Here is a 23,258-nt window from a genome sequence, read left to right as displayed (position 1 = left end):
CAATAATCGATACATTTACAAAGCGATAGACTGACTCAAACATCTAACTGCGCTTCAGCCTGAGCTAATCGATATTGGTTACGACCACTGCCTTTTGCAAGGTAAAGTGCACGATCGGCAGCCTATATAAATTTCTGAATTTTATCAGGTTTAGATGGAATGATTGTTGCCGTGCCGATGCTAATCGTCACAAATTTTGAAATATGGCTAGCTGGATGTGGAAGTTCGAGAGATTGAATACGGTGTAATAAATCTGCTGCCAAAGGTGCAATCTCAGCTTCAGTTAACATCGGAAAGAGGAGTAAAAACTCTTCGCCACCATAGCGCGCGGCTAACTCACCACTTCGATTGGTGATTTGGGATAAAACCTCTGCAATTTGGGTCAGGCAGATATCACCCGCCTGATGTCCTAAATGATCATTTTAATTTTCAAAAAAATCGATATCGATCACCATGATGCTTAACGGTTGTTGATGACGTAGGGCATAACGCCATTGCTGTTCTAAAGCTCCTTATAGCGGACGACGGTTTGCTAGCCCAGTCAGTGGGTCATGTTCTACCAACCAGCAACCATGGCAATATAAAAAACGCATACCTACAAAGGCATAGATGATGACCACGGCATACTTCATGGCTGCATGTAATAGCCATCATTGTGATCATTACAAATCATAGTAAAGATGATAAATATGATCGCAACAGCGCACATCGAGCCTAGGCAAGTATAAACATTAAAATAAGGGTTTAATGCGGAAAAAAAGATAAATCCCATGCAATCAGAATGATAAACACTACCCAAATATACAGAGGAATCTACAAAACTGCGTTATGGAATCACTTGATAAATCCCCGAACATAACAGGGCATACAGGAGAAAAATAATGATTCCGCGAAAACGAAATTCTTTCGCCGCTTCATCACGGTAGAGCGGCTGATAAATGGATTCTAAATTTGGCGTAAAATAAACTTTATTTAATCTAGTTTTGATTAAACCCTCAATTTCATCCCGATGAAGTAACTTTGAGCCTTTTAATTTCATAATTCGATATGCTCATAAAAAATTTAGGATATGTGCACAACTTTTTTGTCTATATTTAACCCGTATTTATCTCTAATATAAGATTTGTATAAAATTTAACAAGTGATTTTGAGTTTTAAAATGATTAAAAAATAAAGGCTTATATAATAATTATGTGAATATTGGCATATTCAAGTAAATGCAGAAATGAAAAAAACCGATCCTGAGATCGGTTTTAAAATATGTAGATCGAATTAAATGTTGTATTGCATTATGGCTTATAGAGGCCAAGTTCAATCAAATGCAGTCGTAGTATACGGCGCAGTTCGAGTACAGCTTCTGGGGTTTCTTGAATTGAATGACCACCTTTAATGATCTTTTCTGAAACAGCATCCTCTAAATGCGCACTGGTGTATGGCACGACATCATCTGAGATTACATTTTTATCTTGGCTATTGGTGTTATTTCCCATAATTGAGTGAAACTTCAAGCCTTTACGCGGTTGAATATCTTCAGTGAGCGCAATAAATTTGGATTGATGGCTCAAATCACTAGGTCCATTTTGGATTAAGCCGTGGTCGATTTCACGGAATAAATCTTTCAGGTCTTCTTCCTGAGTTAACACATCACCCATAGCCGATAAGAAAGCGCCCGGAAGTTTAATGATTTTTCGAGCAGCTTTGGTAAACCAGCGATCTGCATATTCAGTACCACGATGCGGTGCAGCCAAGAAAATCGCACGGCTGAAATTTGGAATATCGTCAATTACCATACGTTGCTTCACGACTGGAATATTGCGGTACTGATTTAATTGACGCGAATTCATCATTTTTAAAGCAGATTGAGTGGTATCTGCTTGGCTGACCAGTAGTCGTGCAATAATGCCGCCCATACTATGACCGACTAAGACCGCATCTTTTTTAGCCGAAGCATTGGCGTCGACTTTATTAAAGGTCTGGGTCAATATGGAATAAATTTGGAAGCGGCTTTCAATAATCGGCATGTTGGTTGAATAGAACACTTGCCACACTTGATAATGCTCACGTAGCACTGAATCGCCCATAATATCGTTGGTGAGACGTATCCATGCTTCAGGGCTACTGGCAAGACCATGTACCAAGACGATGACTTTTTTGTCAGGATTATACGGTTCAAGCATGTAGAGATGCGGCATCGTGAGTTTTTCATCACGGTCAATTAGGGATAAATACGCGGCCTTACCCAAGTTGTTTTGTGCTAACCAAAGACCATAAGGTGCTGAAAAATTGGCTGCAAGGGCATAGTTTTTATTGGCAATATTGACCTGTTCATATTTGTACGGGTCGTAAGCCTTAATTTGAAACTCATGCTGATTTAAAATTTGATCAACTGAAGTTGTGGTGCTTAGAGGTTCCGCTGTTAAGGTTGCAGCTAAATAGCGCGCTTGATGGATATTAGGGTTTGAACCAGACGGATATTTAAAATCAATCGGGTTGATAATGTATTTGGCTTTGCCTGTTTCAACTGTATGTTCTTCGGGTAAAACCACAAGAAATTCGGAACCAAAACCATCTCGGCGGGTAATTGAACGTAAACCTGAGAAGTTGAGGTTATAGGTTGACATCAATTGTTCAATTTTACGATTTTTGAGTTCAGGATAGTGGCTGAAGTCAATATGATAGGTGGTTTGTCCGACTTTGATCTGTTGGGTGACTTCTTGCGGTTTATAACGTAGTGCATAGCTGCTAACCAGTTTAGCAATCCCTTGATTATAGAAATCTCGGATTTGAACTTGGCGGTTATCAAAAATACGGTCAGCAGGCGCACGTTTGGTTTTAAACATATAGGCGTGGCTATAGCGAATACTTTTATCCAGTAGCGTCAGCTGTTGATCTAAACATTTGTTATAAGTGTCTTGTTCAATTTTTTGTTTTTCTTCTGATTTGTGGCTACTGAGAAGACCTAATTTACAGGCTGAAGAAGACTCATATTCGATGGCTTTGGCTAAATATAATTCACTTGCCGTAGACAATAATTGTTCATCTTGAATTTGAGGGATCTGTTGTAGTTCATCAACACAGGCTTTCGGGTCTTCTATACACGCTTTGGCTTCACGACCTGTCATCGACAAGACATTTAAACTGGCTTCGCTGAGTTTGTTTCGAGAAATAATACTTTCACGTTCATTGGCAATCGAAACATTGAGTTTTTGATTTTTGACACTGACGACCTGACATCCACTCAGTACGCTTGTACTTATGATTCCAAGGAGCAGTATTTTTTTAATATTTTGCTGCATAAAGAGGCCGCGCATAAGGTTAAGTATTTTCAAATCATACGATAATTGTCAGGATTTTCAATTCACCTTAAATGAAAAAAGACCGTTAAAACGGTCTTTTTTCAAAAGAATTTTCTAAATCGTCTGATTTAAGACGCAGCTTTAGGTGGATTTAAAACTTGCCAAACATTCCAGCGACCTTGCTTTTCAATTTCTTGAATTAAACGATCAGCAACTTCTGCTTCTTGTGGATATTTAACTTTATAGTTCTTTAAAACCTGAATGGCGTTCTTTTTTTGTTCCATGGCAATATAGTTATTTGCTGCAGAAAGATACGCTTCTTGAACACCGGCTTTCATTGCTTTGTCTAAGTATGGAATCGCTTCACGTTGACCGCCACCTTCAGATAAACCGAAACCGAACCAGAAATTTGCTTCTGCATCATCTTGGTTGATTTTTAAAATACGCTGTGCATAAGTTAATGATTTAGTGGTGTACACAGAACCCAAATCAAGGTTACGTGCCATCACACTGGCTTTAAATGCACGAACTAAAATATCAAAAGAGGCGTTGTCTTTAGACGCAAGCGTATCTAATTTTTGCGTAACTTCCTTGAGTTTAAGCTCAAACCCTTTGCGTTCTTGGCGTTGAACAAAACGTGGTGGATAGTGACGTGCTTTACCTTCAACAAGCTGTAAGAAATCATCAATTTCAGTAATGTCGATTTCATTGTCACCTGCTAAAGCAGCAAATTTCATCGAACGTTCTTTGCTGTCTACAATTGGAATAATCAGACGGTTTTCTTCAAGTGTCAGTTGTTTAGATGGGTCGGTCGGGCTAGTTACCACCATCTTAGTCACAGGCTGTGCTGCAGCTTTTTGTAAATTTAATTCAAAAGGAGGTGGTGCATCGTAGTTAAATGGGTTGAGTGCGTAGAACGGTGGAGTCAGTTCAGGCTCTACAAAAATCATGGCATCTTTAGGAGCATTATTTTTAGTTGGGGCGCTTCCACAAGCGGCAAGGGTTAAAGCAATACAAGCAACTGCCAAGGGCTTAAGCGTCATATGATTCATCCATTAATTTATTTTATACAAAAAAGCACGTTGGTCAGTCTAAAAAAACTCTGAACAACATGCAAGTTAAAGGCAACTTATTATGATTGCTTTTGGTTAAGCTTTAGATTGATTACTTTGAGCTTCGCATTCGCGGCGCACATCTTCAATGATTTTAAGTTCTTCCTGACTAAAAGGTTGTTCATTAAGCTGTTGCTTTTTGAACGTTGGGTCAAGGAGAGACAAACGCTGACACAAATTATTCATACGTTTTTCATTGTGCTGAATACGATCTAACAATACACGCATACCTTCTAACATTGGGTCAGTTTGGTCTTGTGTTGCAGCATAAGGCTGAAAACCAATACTTTCTGCATAATCGCGACGACGGGTTTCCGCTTCATCTTTTGGCTTATCTTTGGTGATAAAGCGTGCTGGATTACCTACAGCGGTAGTATCCGCAGGAACTTCTTTGGTCACCACGGCATTTGAACCGACTTTGGCATTTTTACCCACCGTAAATGGGCCCAAGATCTTTGCACCAGCGCCAACCACTACACCATCTTCCAAAGTTGGGTGACGTTTGCCTTTGTTCCAAGTCGTGCCACCTAAGGTCACACCATGGTAGAGGGTGACATCATCACCAATTTCAGCTGTTTCACCAATCACCACACCCATACCGTGGTCAATAAAGAAACGACGACCGATTTTCGCACCCGGATGAATCTCAATGCCTGTGGCAAAGCGGCTAAAAGAAGACAATAGACGAGCTGAGCCTTTACACTCTTTTTTCCAAAGTTCATGTGCCATACGATGCATGATTAAGGCATGAATTCCTGGATAAGTCGTTAAGACTTCGAGCGTATTTCGTGCAGCAGGATCGCGCGCGAATACAGCCTGTATATCTTCTTTGAGCTGCTTAAGCATTAGATTGATCCTCATTGTCTGTAGATTTTTTCCATGTTCCGTTATTTAAAGCCTGTACTCGGCTAAAGATGCCACGTAATAAGTGGTATTCCATACGATCTAATTGTATACGTCCAAATAGGCGACGCAAGCGTAAAGGTAATAATCTTGGATTTTTTGGATCCATAAATTCAATCTCTGCCAGCATTTTTTCAATATGCGGGTAGAACTGTTCCATCATTTCATGGGTCACCAAAGGTTCATCCCATTCCATATCGATGTCATCGGTAACATGCATATTGGCATCAGGATTTGCCGTTAACTCGGTATGTGCAAGGGCGGCCATGCGCATTTCATAGCAAATGACTTGAATCGCTTGGGCAACGTTCAATACGCCATATTCAGTATTTACTGGAATAGTGACGTGGTAGTTGGCCATTGCCAATTCTTCATTGGTCAAACCACGGTCTTCACGGCCAAACACCACGGCAATTTCTTGCTGTTGTTCACAGACCGCTTTGAGAGACATTTCGGCAGCAGGGCGAGCGTCAAGTAATGGCCATGGGATGGTACGACTACGCGCACTAGTACCAAAGACAATATGACAATCTTTAATAGCTTCTTCTAATGATTCAACGATTTCAATTTGATCAATTAAATCGACAGCACCGGCAGCCAAAGCATTAATGTCCGGATGCGGGTAAGTCTTCGGTGCAACTAAGACCAACTTTGAAAGTCCCATGGTTTTCATGGCACGTAATGCACTACCAATATTTGCGGGTAATGTTGTATTCACCATGACAATACGCACATGGGAGAGATGTGCTGAAACCGCAGCATTGTCAGTTTGATTCATGATATTTCCAATATGTTTATTTAAAAAAGCAGTTCAAACAGCGTTTAAACTTTAAGAAAATTGATTGGCTTCTGCTTGGTATAAATCCATGGCATCATCCATGCTCATCCCATCTGGCGGTGGCGGAACCTGCGCAGGAATAGAGGCTTGTTCATAACTTACCGCTTTGGCTGCTTTGGATTTGACATGATATTCAACATGCAAAGATTCTTTACCAAAGTAGTCACGCAGCTTAGACAGTAATTCATCCAGTGGGGCAACTTTCCAGTTTAAGCCCAAATGAATGTCAGCCGTCGCATATGGGTAGTCAACATATAACTGCACAGGAATATGCGTACACATATCGACATTGCAGAAAGGCAGTAGAATATTTTGGATATCGCGTGAGAGCGTTTTACTAAAATGTTCCGGCGTTAATTTGATTTGAATCGCATTGGCACGTTTTTGACGGATTTCGTTCAGACTGAAGGCTTTAGTTAAGCGACCCATAGGGCGGTCAAAACCTTCACGTTCATAAATTTCACCTTCAATCACCACCACTTTTTCGTTTTGAATCACGTCTTTGAAGCGGTTAAAACGTTCGTGATTCGCAGACACTTCAATACGTGCTGTACCATCATCGAGTGTCACCATCATACGGTTCGGGAAGTTGGCTACATCGACGACTAAGCCTGCAAATACTGTAGTGACACCGCGACGTGTAGGCGTAAGTTCATTAATACGCTGTGAAATAAAGGCTTTTAACTCTGGGCGATACACATCAATCGGGTGACCTGTTAAATAAAGGCCGAGTGTGTCTTTTTCACCTTTAAGACGAACTTCATCTGACCACGGTTTAACAGGTTTAGAAGGTTTACGCTGAACTTCTTCAACTTCACCAAATAAATCCATCATCCCTGTTTCGCGGTTAGTGCGGGCTTGGTCAGCCGCTTGTACAGCTTCTGGCAATTGCGCCATCAAGTCAGCGCGCTCTAATCCTAAACAATCCAATGCGCCACCACGAATCAATGCTTCAAGCGTGCGCTTATTGATTTTTTTTAGGTCAATACGATGGCAGAAGTCAAACAGATCTTTATATGGGCCATCTTGGATACGTGAGTCAATCACAGACTGCATGGCAGCTTCACCGACACCCTTGATCGCACCTAAACCATAGACGATGGTTTTTGGATCGCTGGCATGGAAATTATATAAAGACATATTGACCGAAGGTGGCAAGACTTCAAGACCATTAATACGACAGTCATCGATCAAGAACACCACGTTATCGGTATTCTGCATTTCCGAGGTCATCACTGCTGACATAAATTCAGCAGGGAAATGTGCTTTTAACCAAGCGGTTTGATATGCAACAAGGGCGTAGGCTGCGGCATGGGATTTGTTAAAACCATAGCCTGCGAATTTTTCCATATAATCGAAGATATGGTTGGCCGTATCTGCATCAATACCTTTGGTTGCAGCACCTTCAGTAAAGATCTGACGGTGCTTAATCATTTCTTCGACTTTCTTTTTACCCATGGCACGACGAAGTAAATCCGCACCACCCAAGCTATAGCCAGCACAGAATTGCGCTGCCTGCATTACCTGTTCCTGATACACCATAATGCCGTATGTCGGTTCAAGGACACTTTCTAGTAATGGATGTAAGTATTCAAACTCGCCACCATGCATACGGTAAATAAAGTCAGGAATCAGATCCATCGGGCCTGGACGGTATAAAGACACGAAAGCAATAATTTCTTCGAACTTACTTGGACGTGCCTCTTTCAGCATTTTTTTCATGCCGACGGATTCAAACTGGAAGACTGCTGTGGTGTTTGCATCTGCGAACACAGCATAGGCAGGTTTGTCATCCAAAGGAATTAAGGAAATGTCGACAGGTGTAGTGATATCTGGACGGGCATTAATGTGCTTAATGGCATCTTCGATTACCGTTAAGTTACGTAAGCCCAAGAAGTCGAATTTAACTAGACCTGCAGCTTCCACATCGTCTTTATCGAATTGGGCTACACGGTTAGTTCCATCTGCATCACATAGGACAGCCGAATAGTCAGTTAACTTAGTTGGTGCAATAACCACACCACCGGCATGTTTACCTGTATTACGGGTAATGCCTTCAAGTTTGAGTGCCATTTCCCAAATTTCGGCTGCATCGTCGTTATCTGGGTTAGATGGATTGGTGACAATATCTTTTAGCTGTGGTTCGGCCTCAATGGATTCTTCCAAACTTAAACCTAAAGGCTTGGTCGGAATCATTTTAGAAATACGGTCAGCCAAACCATAAGATTTACCCAAGACACGGGCTACGTCACGAATTGCACCTTTTGCCGCCATGGTACCGAAAGTTGCAATCTGAGAGACCGCATCTCGACCATAAGTGCGTGCAACATAGTCAATAACACGGTCACGACCTGCAATACAGAAATCGACGTCAAAGTCGGGCATTGATACACGTTCAGGGTTTAAGAAACGCTCGAACAGTAGGTCATAACGTAGTGGGTCTAGGTCAGTAATTTTTAAACTATAGGCAACCAAGGAACCTGCACCCGAACCACGGCCTGGACCAACAGGGACGCCATTACCTTTAGACCATTGAATAAAGTCCATGACAATCAGGAAGTAACCTGGGAATTGCATGGTCAGGATGATCCCAACTTCATAAGCCAAACGTTCATCATAAGGCTTACGAATTTCTGGCCAGTCGTCACCACGTTGTTCGACAGGGTACAAATGCGCTAAACGTTCTTCTAAACCTTCTTTTGATAAATGTTCAAAATAGGTGTCAATTGTATGACCTTCAGGAATTGGATAATCGGGAAGGTCATGGAAGCCTAAACGTAATGACACATTACACCGTCGCGCAATGTGATAGGTATTTTCTATAGCCGTTGGAATGTCTGCAAACAGCTCCGTCATTTCCTCGGCAGTTTTAAAATACTGTTCAGGACTGTAATTTTTAGGGCGACGATTGTCACCGAGGACATAGCCATCGGCAATACAAACGCGTGCTTCATGTGCCTCGAAATCTTCTTTACGTATAAAATGCACATCGTTATGAGCAACCACACCAATGTTAAATTTCTTCGCAAGTTTTACTGCTTCGTGAATAAAGTCTTCTTCACCCGAGCGCTCAGTTCGTGTAATCGCTAGATAAACACGATTGCCAAATTTTTCGACCCATTCAGCTAACAGTGGTTCAGCTTTTTGCGGGTTGGAAGAGCAAAGCATTTTGCCGACATCACTTTGCATACCCAGTAAAACAATCAAGTCTTGGTGTTGATTTAAAATCCAATCTTTTTTTACGCAAGGAATATCAAGCTGTTGACCAGAAATATAACCTTCAGAAACCAACTCTGTTAGACTGCGCCAACCTTTATTGGTCATCGCTAGAAGAGTAGCTTTGTGTTCAGCATCATTCAAACGAATGGTTGAACCAAATATGGGTTTAATGCCTTTATCTAAGCACTTTTTATAGAATTTTACAGCAGCATGTAGATTTGAAAGGTCAGTAATGGCCAGAGCGGGCATTTCATCTGCAGCTGCAGCTTTTACAAGATCAGGTATACGTACAATAGATTCAGTAATGGAAAATTCTGTAAAAATACCAAGATGTACAAAGTGCATAGATGAGTCCCTGCGAAAACAGCTGCTGATTTTAGCATGCTCTGAGATCAAACTTGCGTTTATTGCATGGCTTTATACAGATTTATAAATTCACTGTTTAATCAATAAACGCTGTATGACAAGCACCATTTAGCAAGCAATACCTTGATTCACTGAAAAGGCAGTTAATTTGCCATTTTTAAAGTTGAAGGCTAAGTTGCCGATATAGGGTAGATCATAGTTTTGCGGCTCTTTCAGCACGGATTTGGCATGAGCAGGTGAGAGTAAAATCACATAAGCAACTTCATTTGGATTGGCTAATTTTGCACTTTTGGGGAAGTCTTTGACAAATTGTTGAAAGTTATATTGGCTTGTTAGGTTTTTTGATCCAATTTGAATTTTATCGTGTATTAGCGTGGAGTTGTCCCATTCCATCCAAACAATCCCTTTGGTTTGTCCAAGTTGGGCGAAGCTGTTTTTATTTTTATAGAATGAATCATTTTTAACTTGAGGATTGTCCTCAGCATAAATTTCAAATTTTAGAAATTTACCTTTTGATGTGACATGAAATTCAGTATTACCGGTACATTCTGAAAATTCATATTTTGGCTTCACTGGATTTTTGCTGATTAATGCATTTACTTTTGATGCAGACAAGGGTAAGGCTAAGTCAACATCATTTACCTTAATACTAGTGACATAGTCATAATCAGCAATGGATGCAGATGCTGCTGAAGTGATCAATATCTCAGTTGTGAAAAAAGTTAAGCGGAAAATTTGTGCTGTCAGTGTAGATTGTATGGGGAATATAAAATCCTGTTCTTTTGATGTTTTGTCGTAATTCAAGTTTTTGGAAACGTAATGTTGAGGGGCGAATTTTAAATTCTATTGTGTTGCTAATTTGCCGTCAAAGTAATTTAGGGTCAAAGAAATCTTGGTTTTAGTTCTGCATTAAAAACTAAATTTTAAACACTAAAAAGCCCTCCGAAGAGAGCTTATATAAATCGTGATGGCTCAACGTAACTTCGATAACCAATCGCCAAGACTTTGTACAATTTGCACCAAAATCAATAAGACAATCACGGTCATGATCACCACGCTACTATCAAAACGTTGATAACCATAAGAAATAGCAAGGTCACCGATACCGCCTGCACCTACTGCACCCGCCATGGCTGTTGCGCCAATTAAGCTAATCGTTGCAGTCGTTAAGTTTAAAATCAAAGAGCTACGAGACTCTGGTAGCACAAATTTAGTTATGATTTGCAGCGGAGATGCACCCATTGCTTGAGCAGACTCAATAATGCCGTCATTTACTTCGAGCAACGATGTTTCAATCAGACGACCAATGTAAGGACCAACATAGATTGTGAGCGGAACAATCGCAGCCCAAGTCCCAATTGATGTCCCTACAATGACTTTGGTCAAAGGAATGACCGCAATCAAGAGGATAATAAATGGCAATGAACGCAGCGCATTCACTATCGGGTTCAAACCATGGTAGATGACACGGTTAGGCAAAATGCCTTGTGGACGTGAGACATATAAGATCACGGCCTGGATAAAACCCCAAATACAGCCGAAGAGCATGGCAAAGAACACCATGTGAAAAGTTTCTTGTAGGGCAGTGACGAACTGATCCATAGACAAAGAACTTTTCCAAAAGGGTGCTGTAATTTGAGTCAGCCATTGAACAATTAAATCTCTCATTGCTGAACTCCTGCTTGAGTGACTTCAACACCATGTTGTTCTAAGAACGCCACCGCTTGTTGAATCAATGCTGTATCACCTAATAGCTGAACGAACATTTGTCCAATCACCGCACCATTAATTTCAGTCATATTGGCAAACAAAATATTCAGGCTAATATCAAACTGTTTAATTACCGCCTGAATCACAGTTTCTTGTGCCGAACTGCCGAGGAATTTTAAACAATAAATACTGTTATGATTTTGATTTTCTAAATTATTTAAAATATTAACAGGGAGCTGTTGCTGTAATACAGTTTGAATAAAGTTTTTCGTTGTATTGTGTTTTGGCTGACTAAAAATCTCTAAAGTTGAGCCATGTTCGATGACTTTCCCTTGTTCCATTACCGCAACATAATCACAAACGGATTCAATCACATCCATTTCATGGGTGACCATGACAATGGTAATGCCTTGTTCTTGATTGATTTTCTTTAATAACGCCAATACCGATTTGGTGGTTTGCGGATCGAGAGCAGATGTTGCTTCATCACACAGTAAAATTTTAGGATGATTGGCAAGCGCACGGGCAATCCCGACACGTTGTTTTTGACCACCAGAGAGCTCATCTGGATAAGCATTTTTCTTATGTTTTAAGTCAATAAATTCGAGCAACTCTTCTAAACGTTTTTGGCGTTCAGCTTTAGACACACCTAAAAGTTTAAGCGGCATTTCAATATTTTCTGCAACTGTTTTGGTTTGCAGTAAATTGAAGTGCTGGAAGATCATGCCAATATTGGTTCTTTCTTGACGCAGCTCTGCCGAATTTAAAGCAGTAAAGTCTTTATCATGAATAATAATTTGCCCTTCACTCGGACGTTCTAGCAAATTAATTAAACGGATTAAGGTACTTTTGCCTGCACCACTGTAGCCAATTAAACCGAAAATACAGCCATCTGGAATGTCCAGATTAATCTGATCCAGTGCTGTAACGGTTTGGCCTTTTAGCTCAAAATGCTTGGAGATATTTTTAAATTGGATCATAGCGTCAAAAAAGGGTTCAAAAATGAAAAAACAGGCAAAGTAAACTTTGCCTGTTTATTTGAAGAAATTATATTACTATTTTGCTTCAGTGAGGTAGCTAGTTGGTTTGTTTACATCAATTTTAGTACCACCAAAATGTTCATAGATGTAAGCTTTAACTGCTGGAGTGTGGTAAAGCGCGCCCACTTTTTGTAGAACTGGGTCATTTTGACGGTCAGCAGCAACAGCAAGAATATTCACGTTCATTTTTGTACTTTGATCGATTGGCTCATAGTAAACCGCATCTTTCAGTACGTTTAAACCACCTTCCATTGCAAGGGTATTACCCAAAACAATCGCATCAACTTCGTCTTTAACACGAACCGCAGTCGCCATTTGGATTGGCTTGATTACGATTTTCTTCGCATTTTCAGTGACGTCAGCAGGTGTACCTTTTACATCGTCAAAATCAGCTTTAAGTTTGATTAAGCCAGCAGATTGAAGTAGTAACAATGCACGTGATTCGTTTGCGCCATCATTTGGAATCGCAATGGTTGCACCTGTTTTAAACTCTTCAAGTTTTTTGACTTTGCTTGAATAGATACCCATTGGTTCTAAATAAGTTGTCGAAAGCGGTGCAATTTTATCTTTATTGTTGTCATTAAACGCAACCATATAGGCATATGACTGGAATGCATTAACATCAATTTCTTTGTTCGCTACAGCAGTGTTCATAGACACATAGTCAGTAAAGTTTTTCACTTCAAGTTTAATGCCAGCTTCTTTGGTTTCAGGAAGCGTAGCAATATAGCGCCAAATATCAGCATCTGAACCAGTCGAAGCCATGGTAACAGTTTGCACTTCTGCAGTGTCTTTTTGTTGTGCGGCGTCAGTTGCAGGGGCTTCTTGTTTACCACAGCCTGAAAGGCCCACAGATAAACCGAGAACTAATCCTAGGAGCTTTTTCATATATTCACCCGAGTAAATTTATAAAATTAATAAATTCACAAATCATATTATGGAGAGATTTACTTAAGTCTTTTATCAGACAGGCTGATAGATGCTTAATAATTTAAAATGCTACACAGACTTATACAATTAGATCTGAGTCTATTTCCAAATGGGAAAAGATAGCCATTGCAAGCTGCTGTAAACAAAAGATTTAATAAAGCAAATCTCTATATTTCACTAGGCATCATATCAATTTTTTATTATTCAATATAGTGATTTAAAAAGTTATGCTTAGCACCAAAAATGTATATGTAATATGTTTAATTAAATAATTTAATAAGTAAAAACAATATATTATTTATAATTAAACTATTTAAGTACGTCATTTGTATAAGTTTAGGTCTATATAACAAATTTTAAAATGTATTGCTGAAAAAATGATAAAAATGAAATAAGTCCTGTCATACACAAAATTTGTAACATTCATATGTGAAAATAACGAAGTGCTTCAATCTAATCTGCATTGAAATCTTTATTGATATATTTGAAGTTCAACTCTAATTCATGGTTTTTCAAAATCTTAGATCTAAATCTGAGGAAGATTGAATCCGCTATATTGTTTAATATAAACTGCTTAATAATTGATCATAATAAATTGCTATGTGAGGCACGCTATGTCAAATCAGTTTGATTTCGTCTCATTTGTAAAAAAGCCTACGGTTCATTATGGCGGTAGATCAGTGAGCCATGTTTTAAAAATGGAAGATGGTAGTCAAAAAACCATCGGTGTATTTTTGCCATCAGAGCAACCCATGACGTTTGAGGCGCATGTGAAAGAACGTGTTGAAATCACATCGAGGCAGTGTGTTGTGCAAATTGGCGAGCAGGGCGAGTTTGTTCAATATACGTCAGGCGAAAGCTTTATTGTTCCACAAGATTCTATTTTTAAAGTGCAATGTACTGATGTCATTGATTATGTATGCCATTTTGATTGAGCATGCTTAAACAGTTTGGAGTTGCTTTAGCATTGTGACTTATGATTTTTACTTCCAAAGCCATAGTAATTGATCTGTTTAGAGTTTAAACCCCCGCATTTAGCGGGGTTTTTTATATGATTACATGAATGATTTTGCTGTCTTATACGAAATCCTGCGGTGACTAAAATTAAGCTTTTTAACATCATCTATAGCCACTGTTTGGCAGAGTTAATGTACTTTAGTTTTGCCGTGAATAATTATTGAATTAGCAAAAGGGGATGTGCAAATAATCACTACGCTGTATTTCATACAGCACATGACGGTTTAATGGGTGTTCTGCTGGTACAAGCGGATGATTAAACTCGCGTACTTTATGCATACCTATGCGTTGCATGACACGTTCTGATGGTGTGTTCAAACTTGCAGTGAAGGAAATAACTTTATCTAGTCTTAAGTTTCTAAAAGCATGTTTGAGTACAGCTTTTGCTCCATCGGTGGCATAACCTTGATGCCAATATTGCGGTAGTAGTCGCCAGCCGATTTCAGGTGCATCGGCTATTTCAAACTCAGGTGGGTGTACGTGTAAGCCGATAAAGCCAATAAATTCGCCTGTGGCTTTAAGCTCGACGGCATATAAACCCCAACCACGTGTTTCTATTGCATCACGTAGGCGCTGCATAAACGCAGTGGCTTCAGAAGCACTCAGCTTTTTGAGGAAATAGCGCATGACGTCTTCGTCTGCGCACATTTGGATAAATGGGGCAGTGTCGGAGTCTTGCCATTGGCGGAGGATAAGGCGAGGGGTTTGGATAAAAATATGCATATTAAATATTAATTTGTATGGGTGTTTTCTTACTGAGACTAATGTAAATAATTTATAGTGTACATGATGATGGAATTGATATAAGTGAATAGTATTTGGGGGAGATGTAATTTGATTTGATGAACTAATCTTAATAGGCTTTTACATATATTTAGTTGATAAGGAGTAAATATGGAGTTGCAATACAAATTTTCAGAGGATGAATTTCTCGTATTATGCCAAGAAAATCTTGGGCGGGAAAAAACAACAGTTTTTGAAGATTTATATGAAGCTCTTATTCACTTTTTTAGTACTCCGGATTCAATCTCAATAACTGAAATAAAGCAGAATTACACATTTGGATACTATGATGATCACTTATCACTGAAAGAGTATATAGACAAAGGGAAAATGATAATCCCTTATCTTCAATTTGAGCTAATCAGTGATAAGGACATAGATCTGGATGTTACGGAAGTTAAACTACCTTCATTTATTATATTGTGTGATTTCCTTTATGGAGGAGGAATAACTAGGAAGTACAATATTAAAAATACAAAAATGAAAACCAAAAACAAAACATCAATACAGCTTCTTTCCGTTGAATTTCCACAAGCATTATTAACTAAGCTTTATTCACGAATGACACCACCAAAAAGTTTATTACCATCAAAATTAGGCTTTTATGAGTGGCGGCAGACTTTCTATAACAAAATGACAGGAGAAAGTTTCTTTTGCTCATGTTTTAAGGATGCTCTTGCCCAAAATCAGATTGGGTTGGCTGTACGCCACACTCACCTTAAAAATGCGTTAGAACATAAATCTGTTAAAGTTTCGATTTGCCATATCTACACCAATACCAATTCAGATTTAATCTATTGCCACAAAATGTATGGCTCGGCTTTTAAAGCTAAATATGGCGCTTACATTGCTAAATACGCATTTCAGGAAGGTATCAGTGAAAGGGATGCGGAAAACCATATTAGAGAGTTAAAAGGTGTTGCACGTATAGGTGAAAGGTGGGTTAATGAAACCTTATTATTTAACTATATCAATCTGCTATTTCCTCAATACACGGTTCAAAGAGAAGCATCACCAAGTTGGTTGAATAGACAAAGGTTTGATGTCTATATCCCTGAGCTAAATTTAGCGATTGAGTACCAAGGGCAACAACACTATCTTGCTGTCAACTTATTTGGTGGAGAAGAAGGTTTAAAAAGAACAAAGCAAAGGGATAAGGAAAAGCTTCAACTCAGTAAAGCAAATGGAGTGGATATTATCTATTTTAGCTACAAAGATAATTTAACTGAAAAATTAGTACAAAATAGGCTTAAAAACTATCTTAAAGAACCTCTATAAACGTGTATTTTTAATCATGGATATAGATGATAAAAGCCGTTATTTGAGCTATTTATTTATAAAAAACCCCGCACTTAGCGGGGTTTTTATTTAATCAAATGAATGATTAAGCATTTTCACGTGCAATTGCACGGTAGCCAATATCTTTACGGTATTGAACACCATCAAAAGTCACTTTTTGGCAAAGTTCTAAAGCTTTCGCTTGAGCTTCACCAATCGTATTACCAAGCGCAGTTACGCAAAGAACACGACCGCCTGCAGTCACAATATCACCAGTCTCAAGTGCTTTAGTACCAGCATGGAATACTTTCGCATCAGCCATTTCAGTGTCTAAACCAGAAATCACATCACCATTGCTAGAAGTTTCAGGGTAGCCACGTGACGCAAGAACGATACCTACAGTTTTACGCTCATCCCATTCCGCTTTCGCAGGTAAATTACCCGCAATACCCGCTTCAACTAAATCAACTAAAGATGATTTTAAACGCATCATGATTGGTTGAGTTTCAGGGTCACCAAAACGACAGTTAAACTCGATCACTTTAGGTTGACCTTGTTCATCAATCATTAGGCCTGCGTATAAGAAACCTGTATAAACATGACCGTCTTTTTTCATACCTTCAACGGTAGGACGCATCACTTCATTCATGGTTTTTTCAAATACGTCAGCAGTCACAACAGGAGCAGGAGAGTAAGCACCCATACCGCCAGTGTTTGGGCCTTGGTCGCCTTCAAAGATACGCTTGTGATCTTGAGACGTTGCCATTGGCAAAATGTTGTCGCCATCAATCATACAAATGAAAGAAGCTTCTTCACCTGCAAGAAATTCTTCGATTACTACACGTGAGCCAGCATCGCCAAATTTGTTGCCTGCAAGCATGTCATCAATCGCATCAAATGCTTCTTGATTGGTCATGGCAACAATTACGCCTTTACCCGCAGCAAGACCATCAGCCTTGATTACAATTGGCGCACCATTTTTTTCAACAAATGCTTTAGCCGCATCTACTTCTGTAAATACATCATAGAAAGCAGTTGGAATGTTGTGGCGTTTTAAGAAGTGCTTTGCAAATGCTTTAGAGCCTTCAAGCTGTGCAGCAAATTGAGTTGGACCCCAAATTTTTACACCTGCTTCACGGCAAGCATCCACAACGCCATTTACAAGCGGTGCTTCAGGACCAACCACGATTAAATCAACTGCATTGTTTTTAGCAAAGTCGATAATCGCAGCATTGTCTAAAATATTTAGTGCAACATTTTCGCATTTATTTTCAGTTGCAGAACCCGCATTACCTGGTGCTACAAATACTTTTGTGACTTTATCATCTTGTGCGATTTTCCATGCTAATGCATGTTCACGACCGCCATTACCCAAAACTAAAATATTCATCTAAAAATCCCTCAAAAGAATAGAATCCCTCCCGACCTCCCTTTAAAAAAGGGAGGGGATCACGCTTGAAAGTTATGGTTTCTTACGTGAAAAGTCCCCCTTTTTACAAAGGGGGATTTAGGGGGATCAATAAATACGACTTTTAATCAATTAGTGACGGAAATGACGCATGCCAGTGAAGACCATTGCAATACCAGCTTCATCAGCTGCAGCAATTGTTTCTTCATCACGCATAGAACCACCCGGTTGGATAATGCATTTGATGCCCGCTTTTGCAGCGTTATCAATGCCATCACGGAATGGGAAGAATGCGTCAGATGCCATTACCGCACCTTCAACCACTAAACCAGCATGTTCAGCTTTAATTGCTGCAATACGAGCAGAGTTAACGCGGCTCATTTGACCTGCGCCAACACCAATGGTTTGACGACCTTTTGCATAAACAATCGCGTTAGACTTAACGTATTTCGCAACTTTCCAAGCAAAGATCAAGTCATCAATTTCTGCTTCAGTTGGCGCACGTTTAGTCACAACTTTAAGGTCATCTTTCGTGATCATGCCTAAGTCTTGGTCTTGAACCAACAAACCGCCATTCACACGTTTGTAATCTAACTGAGCTTTACGTTCAGTAATTGCAGGAAGCTCGCCGCATACGAGTACACGTACGTTTTTCTTCGCGCCAGTCACTTCAAGCACGCCTTCAGCAACGCTCGGAGCAATGATCACTTCAACGAATTGACGGTCAACAATGGCTTGCGCAGTTGCAACATCTAATTCGCGGTTAAATGCAATGATGCCGCCGAATGCAGATTCAGGGTCAGTTGCATAAGCAAGGTCATAAGCCGCTTGGATGCCGTCTAAAGATACAGCTACACCACATGGGTTTGCGTGTTTTACGATGACACATGCAGGCTTAGCAAATGATTTTACACATTCAAGTGCTGCGTCAGTGTCTGCGATGTTGTTATAAGATAATTCTTTACCTTGAAGTTGTTTCGCAGTAGAAACAGATGCTTCAGTTGCTGTGTCTTCTACATAGAAAGCAGCAGATTGATGCGGGTTTTCACCGTAACGTAAGTCTTGAACTTTGTTCAATTGAGTATTGAAAGTACGCGCAAATTTATCTGCTTGACCTTCTTCCTTACCTACGCGAGCGCCTAAGTAAGATGCAATCATGCCGTCATACTGTGCAGTATGTTCAAATGCTTTAACCGCAAGGTCAAAACGAGTTGCATGTGATAATGCGCCTTCAGCTTTTAACTCTTCAACAACAGTTCCATAGTCAGATGCATTTACTACGATACCTACAGATGCATGGTTTTTCGCAGCAGCACGAACCATAGTCGGACCACCGATGTCGATATTTTCAATCGCATCAGCAAGTGAGCAGTTCGGTTTAGCCACAGTCGCAGCAAACGGATAAAGGTTAACAACAACTAAATCGATTGCATCGATGTTGTGTTCAGCCATCACAGTTTCGTCTAGACCGCGACGAGCTAAGATACCACCATGAATTTTCGGATGTAGCGTTTTTACACGGCCGTCCATCATCTCTGGGAAACCTGTGTGCTCTGAAACTTCAACTACGGCAACATTATTGTCTTTCAACAATTTGTATGTTCCGCCAGTAGATAAAATTTCTACCCCTAGAGCAGCAAGTTCTTGTGCAAATTCAACAATTCCAGTCTTGTCAGACACAGAGATTAAAGCGCGTTTAATAGTCATGATCTTCGTCACAGTTTTCAAGGAACAGATTAAAACAAAATTAGCAAAATGCAGGTTAAAAAAAATGCCTGCGGAAGCCGCAAGCATTTTATCATTTATTCACTCATTAAACCGTGAGCTTTCAACTTTTTACGTAAAGTACCACGGTTTAAGCCGAGAATCTCAGCAGCGCGGGTTTGATTACCACGTGTATATTCAAGAACTACAGATAGAAGAGGCTTCTCCATTTCCGCCAGCACCATATCGTATACCTGAGATGGTTGCTCGCCTTGCAATTGTGCAAAGTAATGGCGAACTGCGCGATCTACGTGAATACGAAGAGCGACATCAGATTGTGCAGTAAAAATAGGAGATTTGCTATTCATGCGAATTAATCCGAAAAATCAAATATCACTTGGGTAAAGTGATTTGTTAAAAGTGGTCTATAAACTTGAATGAACTCCGTTTTAGTTCCTAATGCGGAGTTCTAAAACTTGTACATTACTTGTAGCTTGACACAACTCGCAAAATTGTTCGAAAAATAAGCGTAACAATAGATTAATAATTGTTACAGCCTAAAAAACAAACAAAAAATCTACTCAATACGCAATAAATATTAAAGCGCACGGTTGGGATTGTATTTGTTGTGAAAAATTAGCGAGGAGTTTGCAGCACAAAGCTTTCGTGGCGCGTATCATACCATTGTCTAGGAAAAAGTGAGCAAGAAAACTGCATTTTTTTTATGTTTTTTTTAGTTTTTTAATAGTTTTTTCCAATATTAGGGGCGAATCAACTCAATTGAATAATTATCGAAGCTTTTGCGTGCAATAGGCAAGCTAAATTGGAATTTAAAAGGACTACTTTTTGGGATCCGTTGGATGCCATGCAGACTTTTGTCCAAATACTCTTCAGGTAAAAGCGTATAGTTTGCTATTTCAGCACCATTTTCTTTTAGTGAGATTTTCATATTGGGTAAGGCAAGGCTACGGTCATGAAAATTGATCATTTCACCAGTAAAACGTGTTTCATTATTTCCAATGCTACGAATTTTGACTTTTTTGGTACTAATTAAACTGTAGTGTTCTTCGAGACGTGAACAATTAAAGACATCACACACTGCTGTGAATGCAGCACCCATCACTGGACTATTTTTTAAATATTGAGGATTGAACCAGAAAAACTGGAATATAAGTGCACCAAATAAGAAAGCATTAATACAGAACCACATAAAATAGTTCAGTGGGGTACGTTTTTTATCTTTTTCAGCCTGTTCTGCCCAATTTACAGCAGGCAGGTTGCCGATTGGTTCGGTGCTGAAATAATTTAAGTTATTTAAATAAGTTTTTAGATCGATATTAGAGTTTTCGACTTTTTGATCAAATAGTTTTAATAAATGGTGGGTTGGTGTTTCTTCAACAGTCACTGGTGTAAGCGTATTATTAAATTCGCTGACATTAATAATAGTATTGGAGTTTTTTTGCGGTGCATTTTCTTGCTCAGGGGTAGAAAAAGACAACGCTTTATCTACCACCAAATGAGACAGTGCATTAAAAGATGTAGAGCACTTTGGGCAACAAACCATGCCCTGAGCGACAGTAAGCTGCGGAACAGTTACTTTATATGTTGTAAAACAAGTTGGGCAGTTAGTTAATTTGTCGCTCATAAGTACACATTTTAAATTTTAATACTGTTGGCGTTTACCCGAAATTCGGCACCATGTTTCGTCACGTTTTTCTACGTCTAATATATCAAAAAATTCAGAATAAACACTAGAAACATCAGAAACTTGCTCTTCAATCACACCTGCAAGTGCGAACTCTCCCTCAGATTTAATTAAAGTTGAGAATTCTGCAGCCAAGGCCATTAGAGGGCCTGCAAGAATATTGGCAACAAATACATCGGCTTTTTGTCCAGCGAGCTCTTGGTTGAACTCTTCAGGTAGGCCTACATACAGATTTTCCAGTACACCATTCAATTCGGCATTTTGTTGTGTTGCTAAAACGGCTTGTGGGTCAATATCAGTGGCATAAACTTTTTTGGCACCCAAAAGTAAAGCGGCAACACCTAAAATACCAGAACCACAACCGTAGTCGATTACGATTTTATCTTTAAGGTTAACTTTACCTAACCATTGTAGGCATAAGAATGTTGATGCATGGTTGCCAGTACCAAATGCCAGACCTGGGTCTAGTTTGATGTTTACGGCGTCTGCTTCTGGCGCTTCCATCCATTCTGGTACGATCCAGTATTTTTCACCAATTTGGATAGGCTCGTAAGCATCCATCCATGTGCGTTCCCATTCTTGGTCTTCAATGAATTCGCTACGCATTGGCGCATCAGGAAGTTGAGCTTTAATAAATGTTTCTAATGCTGCAACATCAATTTCTTCATCATCTTCTTGTGCATATATACCAGTTACGATCACTTTATTCCAAAGTGGTGTTTCACCTGGAAGTGGTTCAAGTAAATCCTGATTTTCTGCATCATCTAGCGTGACACTGACTGCACCTAAAGAACTGAGCAGCGTTTCAGTGTAATCAACTTGAGCTTTTTCAACAGTAATATGAATTTGTAACCACTTCACGGACATAACCTAAATGAGTTTTATAAAAAGCTATTGTAACGGAACTCGGCAACTTGCAGTTAGCGATTATCAAAATTGACAAAAAATAAAAGGATGCACGTGGCATCCTTTTAACTTTTCAGTGCCTTAACTTTTAATTGTTTCGGTTGTCGTTGTCGAGATTGGTGCAAAACGTGTAATTAGGAAGCCAAATACAGCGGCAAAGATGTACATAAAGATTGAATATACTGCCGCAGGCATTGCAACTGCAGAGCTGGCCATCACTGTTAAGGCAATGGTCATGGCCAACGTGCTGTTATGAATCCCGATTTCAAATGCACATGCACGTGCCTGAGCACTATTGATGCCGAAAAGTCGCGGAACAAAATAACCGATACATAAGCTGAAGATGCAGAATAGAACCGTTGCTAAGCCAACTTGAGTTAGATAAGCCGCAATATTTTGTCGTTCAGAGTAAATAGCACCGATAATAATTAAGATGAGAAAGACCACAGCAAAGATACGGAGTGGTTTATGCAGTTTCTCAGTCAGTTTAGGTGCATAGTGACGAAGCAGCATGCCTATACCGACAGGGATGATAATGATGCCGAAAACTTGGAGGATTTTTCCAAACTGCAGACTGATTTGTTGCCCTTCTTGCATGAAGTGCATGATCGAAAAATTCACGATCAATGGAAGGGTTAATGCTGCAATGACTGAGTTGATGGCGGTCAGGGTAATATTTAAAGCCAAGTCACCTTTAAATAGATAGCTAAATAAGTTAGCTGTGCTACCACCGGGTGAGGCTGCGAGTAGCATCAATCCGACAGCAAGCAGTGGTGGTAATGCTAGCAGTTTACATAGTAGAAAGGCGATACCGACAAGCAACACGAGCTGGCAAAATAATGCGATCAACACGGCTTTAGGGTGCTTGGTGACACGTGCGAAATCTTTGGGGGTAAGTTCTAACCCAAGCCCGATCATAATAAAGGCCAGTGCTAATGGCAAAAGAACCGTAATAATTCCAGAATCCATCTTATTTATTCTCCTTGAGCATATTTAATGGTTTTTCACCAAAGTCCTTATGGTGATTGCGTTAGAAAAAATAG

At 39.6% G+C, this 23,258-nt stretch carries 18 protein-coding genes and 1 pseudogene; 2 read left to right on the top strand and 17 right to left on the bottom strand.

Translation table 11 applies throughout. From position 1 onward, the window contains the following. Positions 1-35: 35 nt before the first annotated feature. The 10 genes and pseudogenes from FTT85_RS04175 to FTT85_RS04130 form a co-directional block, all read right to left on the bottom strand. Positions 36-1,039 (bottom strand): annotated as a pseudogene (locus FTT85_RS04175) (diguanylate cyclase). Between the two features lie 250 nt (positions 1,040-1,289). Beyond that, positions 1,290-3,296: a triacylglycerol lipase gene (locus tag FTT85_RS04170; protein WP_180182959.1), complete on the bottom strand. Its 2,007-nt coding sequence runs from the start codon at positions 3,294-3,296 to the stop codon at positions 1,290-1,292. A gap of 128 nt (positions 3,297-3,424) precedes the next feature. Continuing rightward, a complete protein-coding gene (locus tag FTT85_RS04165) occupies positions 3,425-4,339 on the bottom strand; it encodes an ABUW_2363 family tetratricopeptide repeat lipoprotein (RefSeq protein WP_180182958.1) in 915 nt (304 codons plus the stop codon). Positions 4,340-4,444: 105 nt separating this feature from the next. Beyond that, a complete protein-coding gene (gene cysE / locus FTT85_RS04160) occupies positions 4,445-5,254 on the bottom strand; it encodes a serine O-acetyltransferase (protein ID WP_078188746.1) in 810 nt (269 codons plus the stop codon). Continuing rightward, a complete protein-coding gene (locus FTT85_RS04155) occupies positions 5,247-6,089 on the bottom strand; it encodes an RNA methyltransferase (protein ID WP_180039995.1) in 843 nt (280 codons plus the stop codon). Before FTT85_RS04155 ends, cysE begins: the two co-directional genes overlap by 8 nt. Before the next feature lie 51 nt (positions 6,090-6,140). Beyond that, positions 6,141-9,713, bottom strand: a complete 3,573-nt coding sequence (gene dnaE, locus FTT85_RS04150; RefSeq protein WP_180182957.1) for a DNA polymerase III subunit alpha — start codon at positions 9,711-9,713, stop codon at positions 6,141-6,143. Positions 9,714-9,842: 129 nt separating this feature from the next. Then, on the bottom strand, positions 9,843-10,436 hold the full coding sequence (locus tag FTT85_RS04145) for a hypothetical protein (RefSeq protein WP_218955427.1): 594 nt from the start codon (positions 10,434-10,436) through the stop codon (positions 9,843-9,845). Between the two features lie 270 nt (positions 10,437-10,706). Beyond that, positions 10,707-11,402: a methionine ABC transporter permease gene (locus FTT85_RS04140; protein ID WP_078188742.1), complete on the bottom strand. Its 696-nt coding sequence runs from the start codon at positions 11,400-11,402 to the stop codon at positions 10,707-10,709. Beyond that, positions 11,399-12,424, bottom strand: coding sequence for a methionine ABC transporter ATP-binding protein (locus FTT85_RS04135; RefSeq protein ID WP_168377623.1), 1,026 nt, complete (start codon positions 12,422-12,424; stop codon positions 11,399-11,401). The genes FTT85_RS04140 and FTT85_RS04135 overlap by 4 nt, the downstream gene beginning before the upstream one ends. Before the next feature lie 75 nt (positions 12,425-12,499). Continuing rightward, positions 12,500-13,372, bottom strand: a complete 873-nt coding sequence (locus tag FTT85_RS04130; RefSeq protein ID WP_180182956.1) for a MetQ/NlpA family ABC transporter substrate-binding protein — start codon at positions 13,370-13,372, stop codon at positions 12,500-12,502. Between the two features lie 656 nt (positions 13,373-14,028). On the opposite strand from FTT85_RS04130, the gene FTT85_RS04125 reads away from it, so the two are divergent. Further along, entirely contained in the window at positions 14,029-14,349 is a 321-nt protein-coding gene (locus FTT85_RS04125; protein WP_180111074.1) for a pyrimidine/purine nucleoside phosphorylase, read from the top strand. Between the two features lie 247 nt (positions 14,350-14,596). Here the strand turns inward: FTT85_RS04125 and FTT85_RS04120 are convergent, their stop codons facing one another. Beyond that, positions 14,597-15,154, bottom strand: coding sequence for a GNAT family N-acetyltransferase (locus FTT85_RS04120; protein WP_180182955.1), 558 nt, complete (start codon positions 15,152-15,154; stop codon positions 14,597-14,599). 171 nt (positions 15,155-15,325) lie between these two features. On the opposite strand from FTT85_RS04120, the gene FTT85_RS04115 reads away from it, so the two are divergent. Further along, positions 15,326-16,492, top strand: coding sequence for a hypothetical protein (locus FTT85_RS04115; protein WP_180182954.1), 1,167 nt, complete (start codon positions 15,326-15,328; stop codon positions 16,490-16,492). 106 nt (positions 16,493-16,598) lie between these two features. Here FTT85_RS04115 and purD read toward each other — a convergent pair whose 3' ends face one another. The 6 genes from purD to FTT85_RS04085 form a co-directional block, all read right to left on the bottom strand. Beyond that, positions 16,599-17,882: a phosphoribosylamine--glycine ligase gene (purD, locus tag FTT85_RS04110; RefSeq protein ID WP_180182953.1), complete on the bottom strand. Its 1,284-nt coding sequence runs from the start codon at positions 17,880-17,882 to the stop codon at positions 16,599-16,601. A 150-nt stretch (positions 17,883-18,032) separates the two neighbouring features. Beyond that, positions 18,033-19,607: a bifunctional phosphoribosylaminoimidazolecarboxamide formyltransferase/IMP cyclohydrolase gene (gene purH / locus FTT85_RS04105; protein WP_180182952.1), complete on the bottom strand. Its 1,575-nt coding sequence runs from the start codon at positions 19,605-19,607 to the stop codon at positions 18,033-18,035. A gap of 95 nt (positions 19,608-19,702) precedes the next feature. Continuing rightward, positions 19,703-19,972 (bottom strand): DNA-binding transcriptional regulator Fis, encoded by a 270-nt coding sequence (gene fis / locus FTT85_RS04100; RefSeq protein ID WP_001086304.1) that lies wholly within the window; start codon positions 19,970-19,972, stop codon positions 19,703-19,705. A 392-nt stretch (positions 19,973-20,364) separates the two neighbouring features. Continuing rightward, positions 20,365-21,249 (bottom strand): DUF3426 domain-containing protein, encoded by an 885-nt coding sequence (locus FTT85_RS04095; RefSeq protein ID WP_180054446.1) that lies wholly within the window; start codon positions 21,247-21,249, stop codon positions 20,365-20,367. Positions 21,250-21,267: 18 nt separating this feature from the next. Further along, on the bottom strand, positions 21,268-22,170 hold the full coding sequence (gene prmA / locus FTT85_RS04090) for a 50S ribosomal protein L11 methyltransferase (RefSeq protein WP_180182951.1): 903 nt from the start codon (positions 22,168-22,170) through the stop codon (positions 21,268-21,270). A 126-nt stretch (positions 22,171-22,296) separates the two neighbouring features. Beyond that, entirely contained in the window at positions 22,297-23,184 is an 888-nt protein-coding gene (locus tag FTT85_RS04085; protein ID WP_180054442.1) for a bile acid:sodium symporter family protein, read from the bottom strand. Between the last annotated feature and the right edge of the window lie 74 nt (positions 23,185-23,258).

The sequence above is a fragment of the Acinetobacter sp. YH01020 genome, assembly GCF_013420275.1.
Taxonomy (GTDB): domain Bacteria; phylum Pseudomonadota; class Gammaproteobacteria; order Pseudomonadales; family Moraxellaceae; genus Acinetobacter; species Acinetobacter amyesii.
Note: the sequence above shows the minus strand (reverse complement) of the source record. Positions and strands in the feature narration are given on the sequence as shown.

What these genes read in the sequence shown, in the direction of transcription:
- FTT85_RS04125 (WP_180111074.1), top strand. Translation starts at nt 14,029, where the DNA reads ATGTCAAATCAGTTTGATTTCGTCTCATTTGTAAAAAAGCCTACGGTT.
- FTT85_RS04085 (WP_180054442.1), bottom strand. Translation starts at nt 23,184, where the DNA reads ATGGATTCTGGAATTATTACGGTTCTTTTGCCATTAGCACTGGCCTTT.
- FTT85_RS04155 (WP_180039995.1), bottom strand. Translation starts at nt 6,089, where the DNA reads ATGAATCAAACTGACAATGCTGCGGTTTCAGCACATCTCTCCCATGTG.
- dnaE (WP_180182957.1), bottom strand. Translation starts at nt 9,713, where the DNA reads ATGCACTTTGTACATCTTGGTATTTTTACAGAATTTTCCATTACTGAA.
- cysE (WP_078188746.1), bottom strand. Translation starts at nt 5,254, where the DNA reads ATGCTTAAGCAGCTCAAAGAAGATATACAGGCTGTATTCGCGCGCGAT.
- purD (WP_180182953.1), bottom strand. Translation starts at nt 17,882, where the DNA reads ATGAATATTTTAGTTTTGGGTAATGGCGGTCGTGAACATGCATTAGCA.
- FTT85_RS04120 (WP_180182955.1), bottom strand. Translation starts at nt 15,154, where the DNA reads ATGCATATTTTTATCCAAACCCCTCGCCTTATCCTCCGCCAATGGCAA.
- FTT85_RS04140 (WP_078188742.1), bottom strand. Translation starts at nt 11,402, where the DNA reads ATGAGAGATTTAATTGTTCAATGGCTGACTCAAATTACAGCACCCTTT.
- FTT85_RS04130 (WP_180182956.1), bottom strand. Translation starts at nt 13,372, where the DNA reads ATGAAAAAGCTCCTAGGATTAGTTCTCGGTTTATCTGTGGGCCTTTCA.
- FTT85_RS04135 (WP_168377623.1), bottom strand. Translation starts at nt 12,424, where the DNA reads ATGATCCAATTTAAAAATATCTCCAAGCATTTTGAGCTAAAAGGCCAA.
- FTT85_RS04165 (WP_180182958.1), bottom strand. Translation starts at nt 4,339, where the DNA reads ATGACGCTTAAGCCCTTGGCAGTTGCTTGTATTGCTTTAACCCTTGCC.
- fis (WP_001086304.1), bottom strand. Translation starts at nt 19,972, where the DNA reads ATGAATAGCAAATCTCCTATTTTTACTGCACAATCTGATGTCGCTCTT.
- purH (WP_180182952.1), bottom strand. Translation starts at nt 19,607, where the DNA reads ATGACTATTAAACGCGCTTTAATCTCTGTGTCTGACAAGACTGGAATT.
- FTT85_RS04115 (WP_180182954.1), top strand. Translation starts at nt 15,326, where the DNA reads ATGGAGTTGCAATACAAATTTTCAGAGGATGAATTTCTCGTATTATGC.
- FTT85_RS04170 (WP_180182959.1), bottom strand. Translation starts at nt 3,296, where the DNA reads ATGCAGCAAAATATTAAAAAAATACTGCTCCTTGGAATCATAAGTACA.
- FTT85_RS04095 (WP_180054446.1), bottom strand. Translation starts at nt 21,249, where the DNA reads ATGAGCGACAAATTAACTAACTGCCCAACTTGTTTTACAACATATAAA.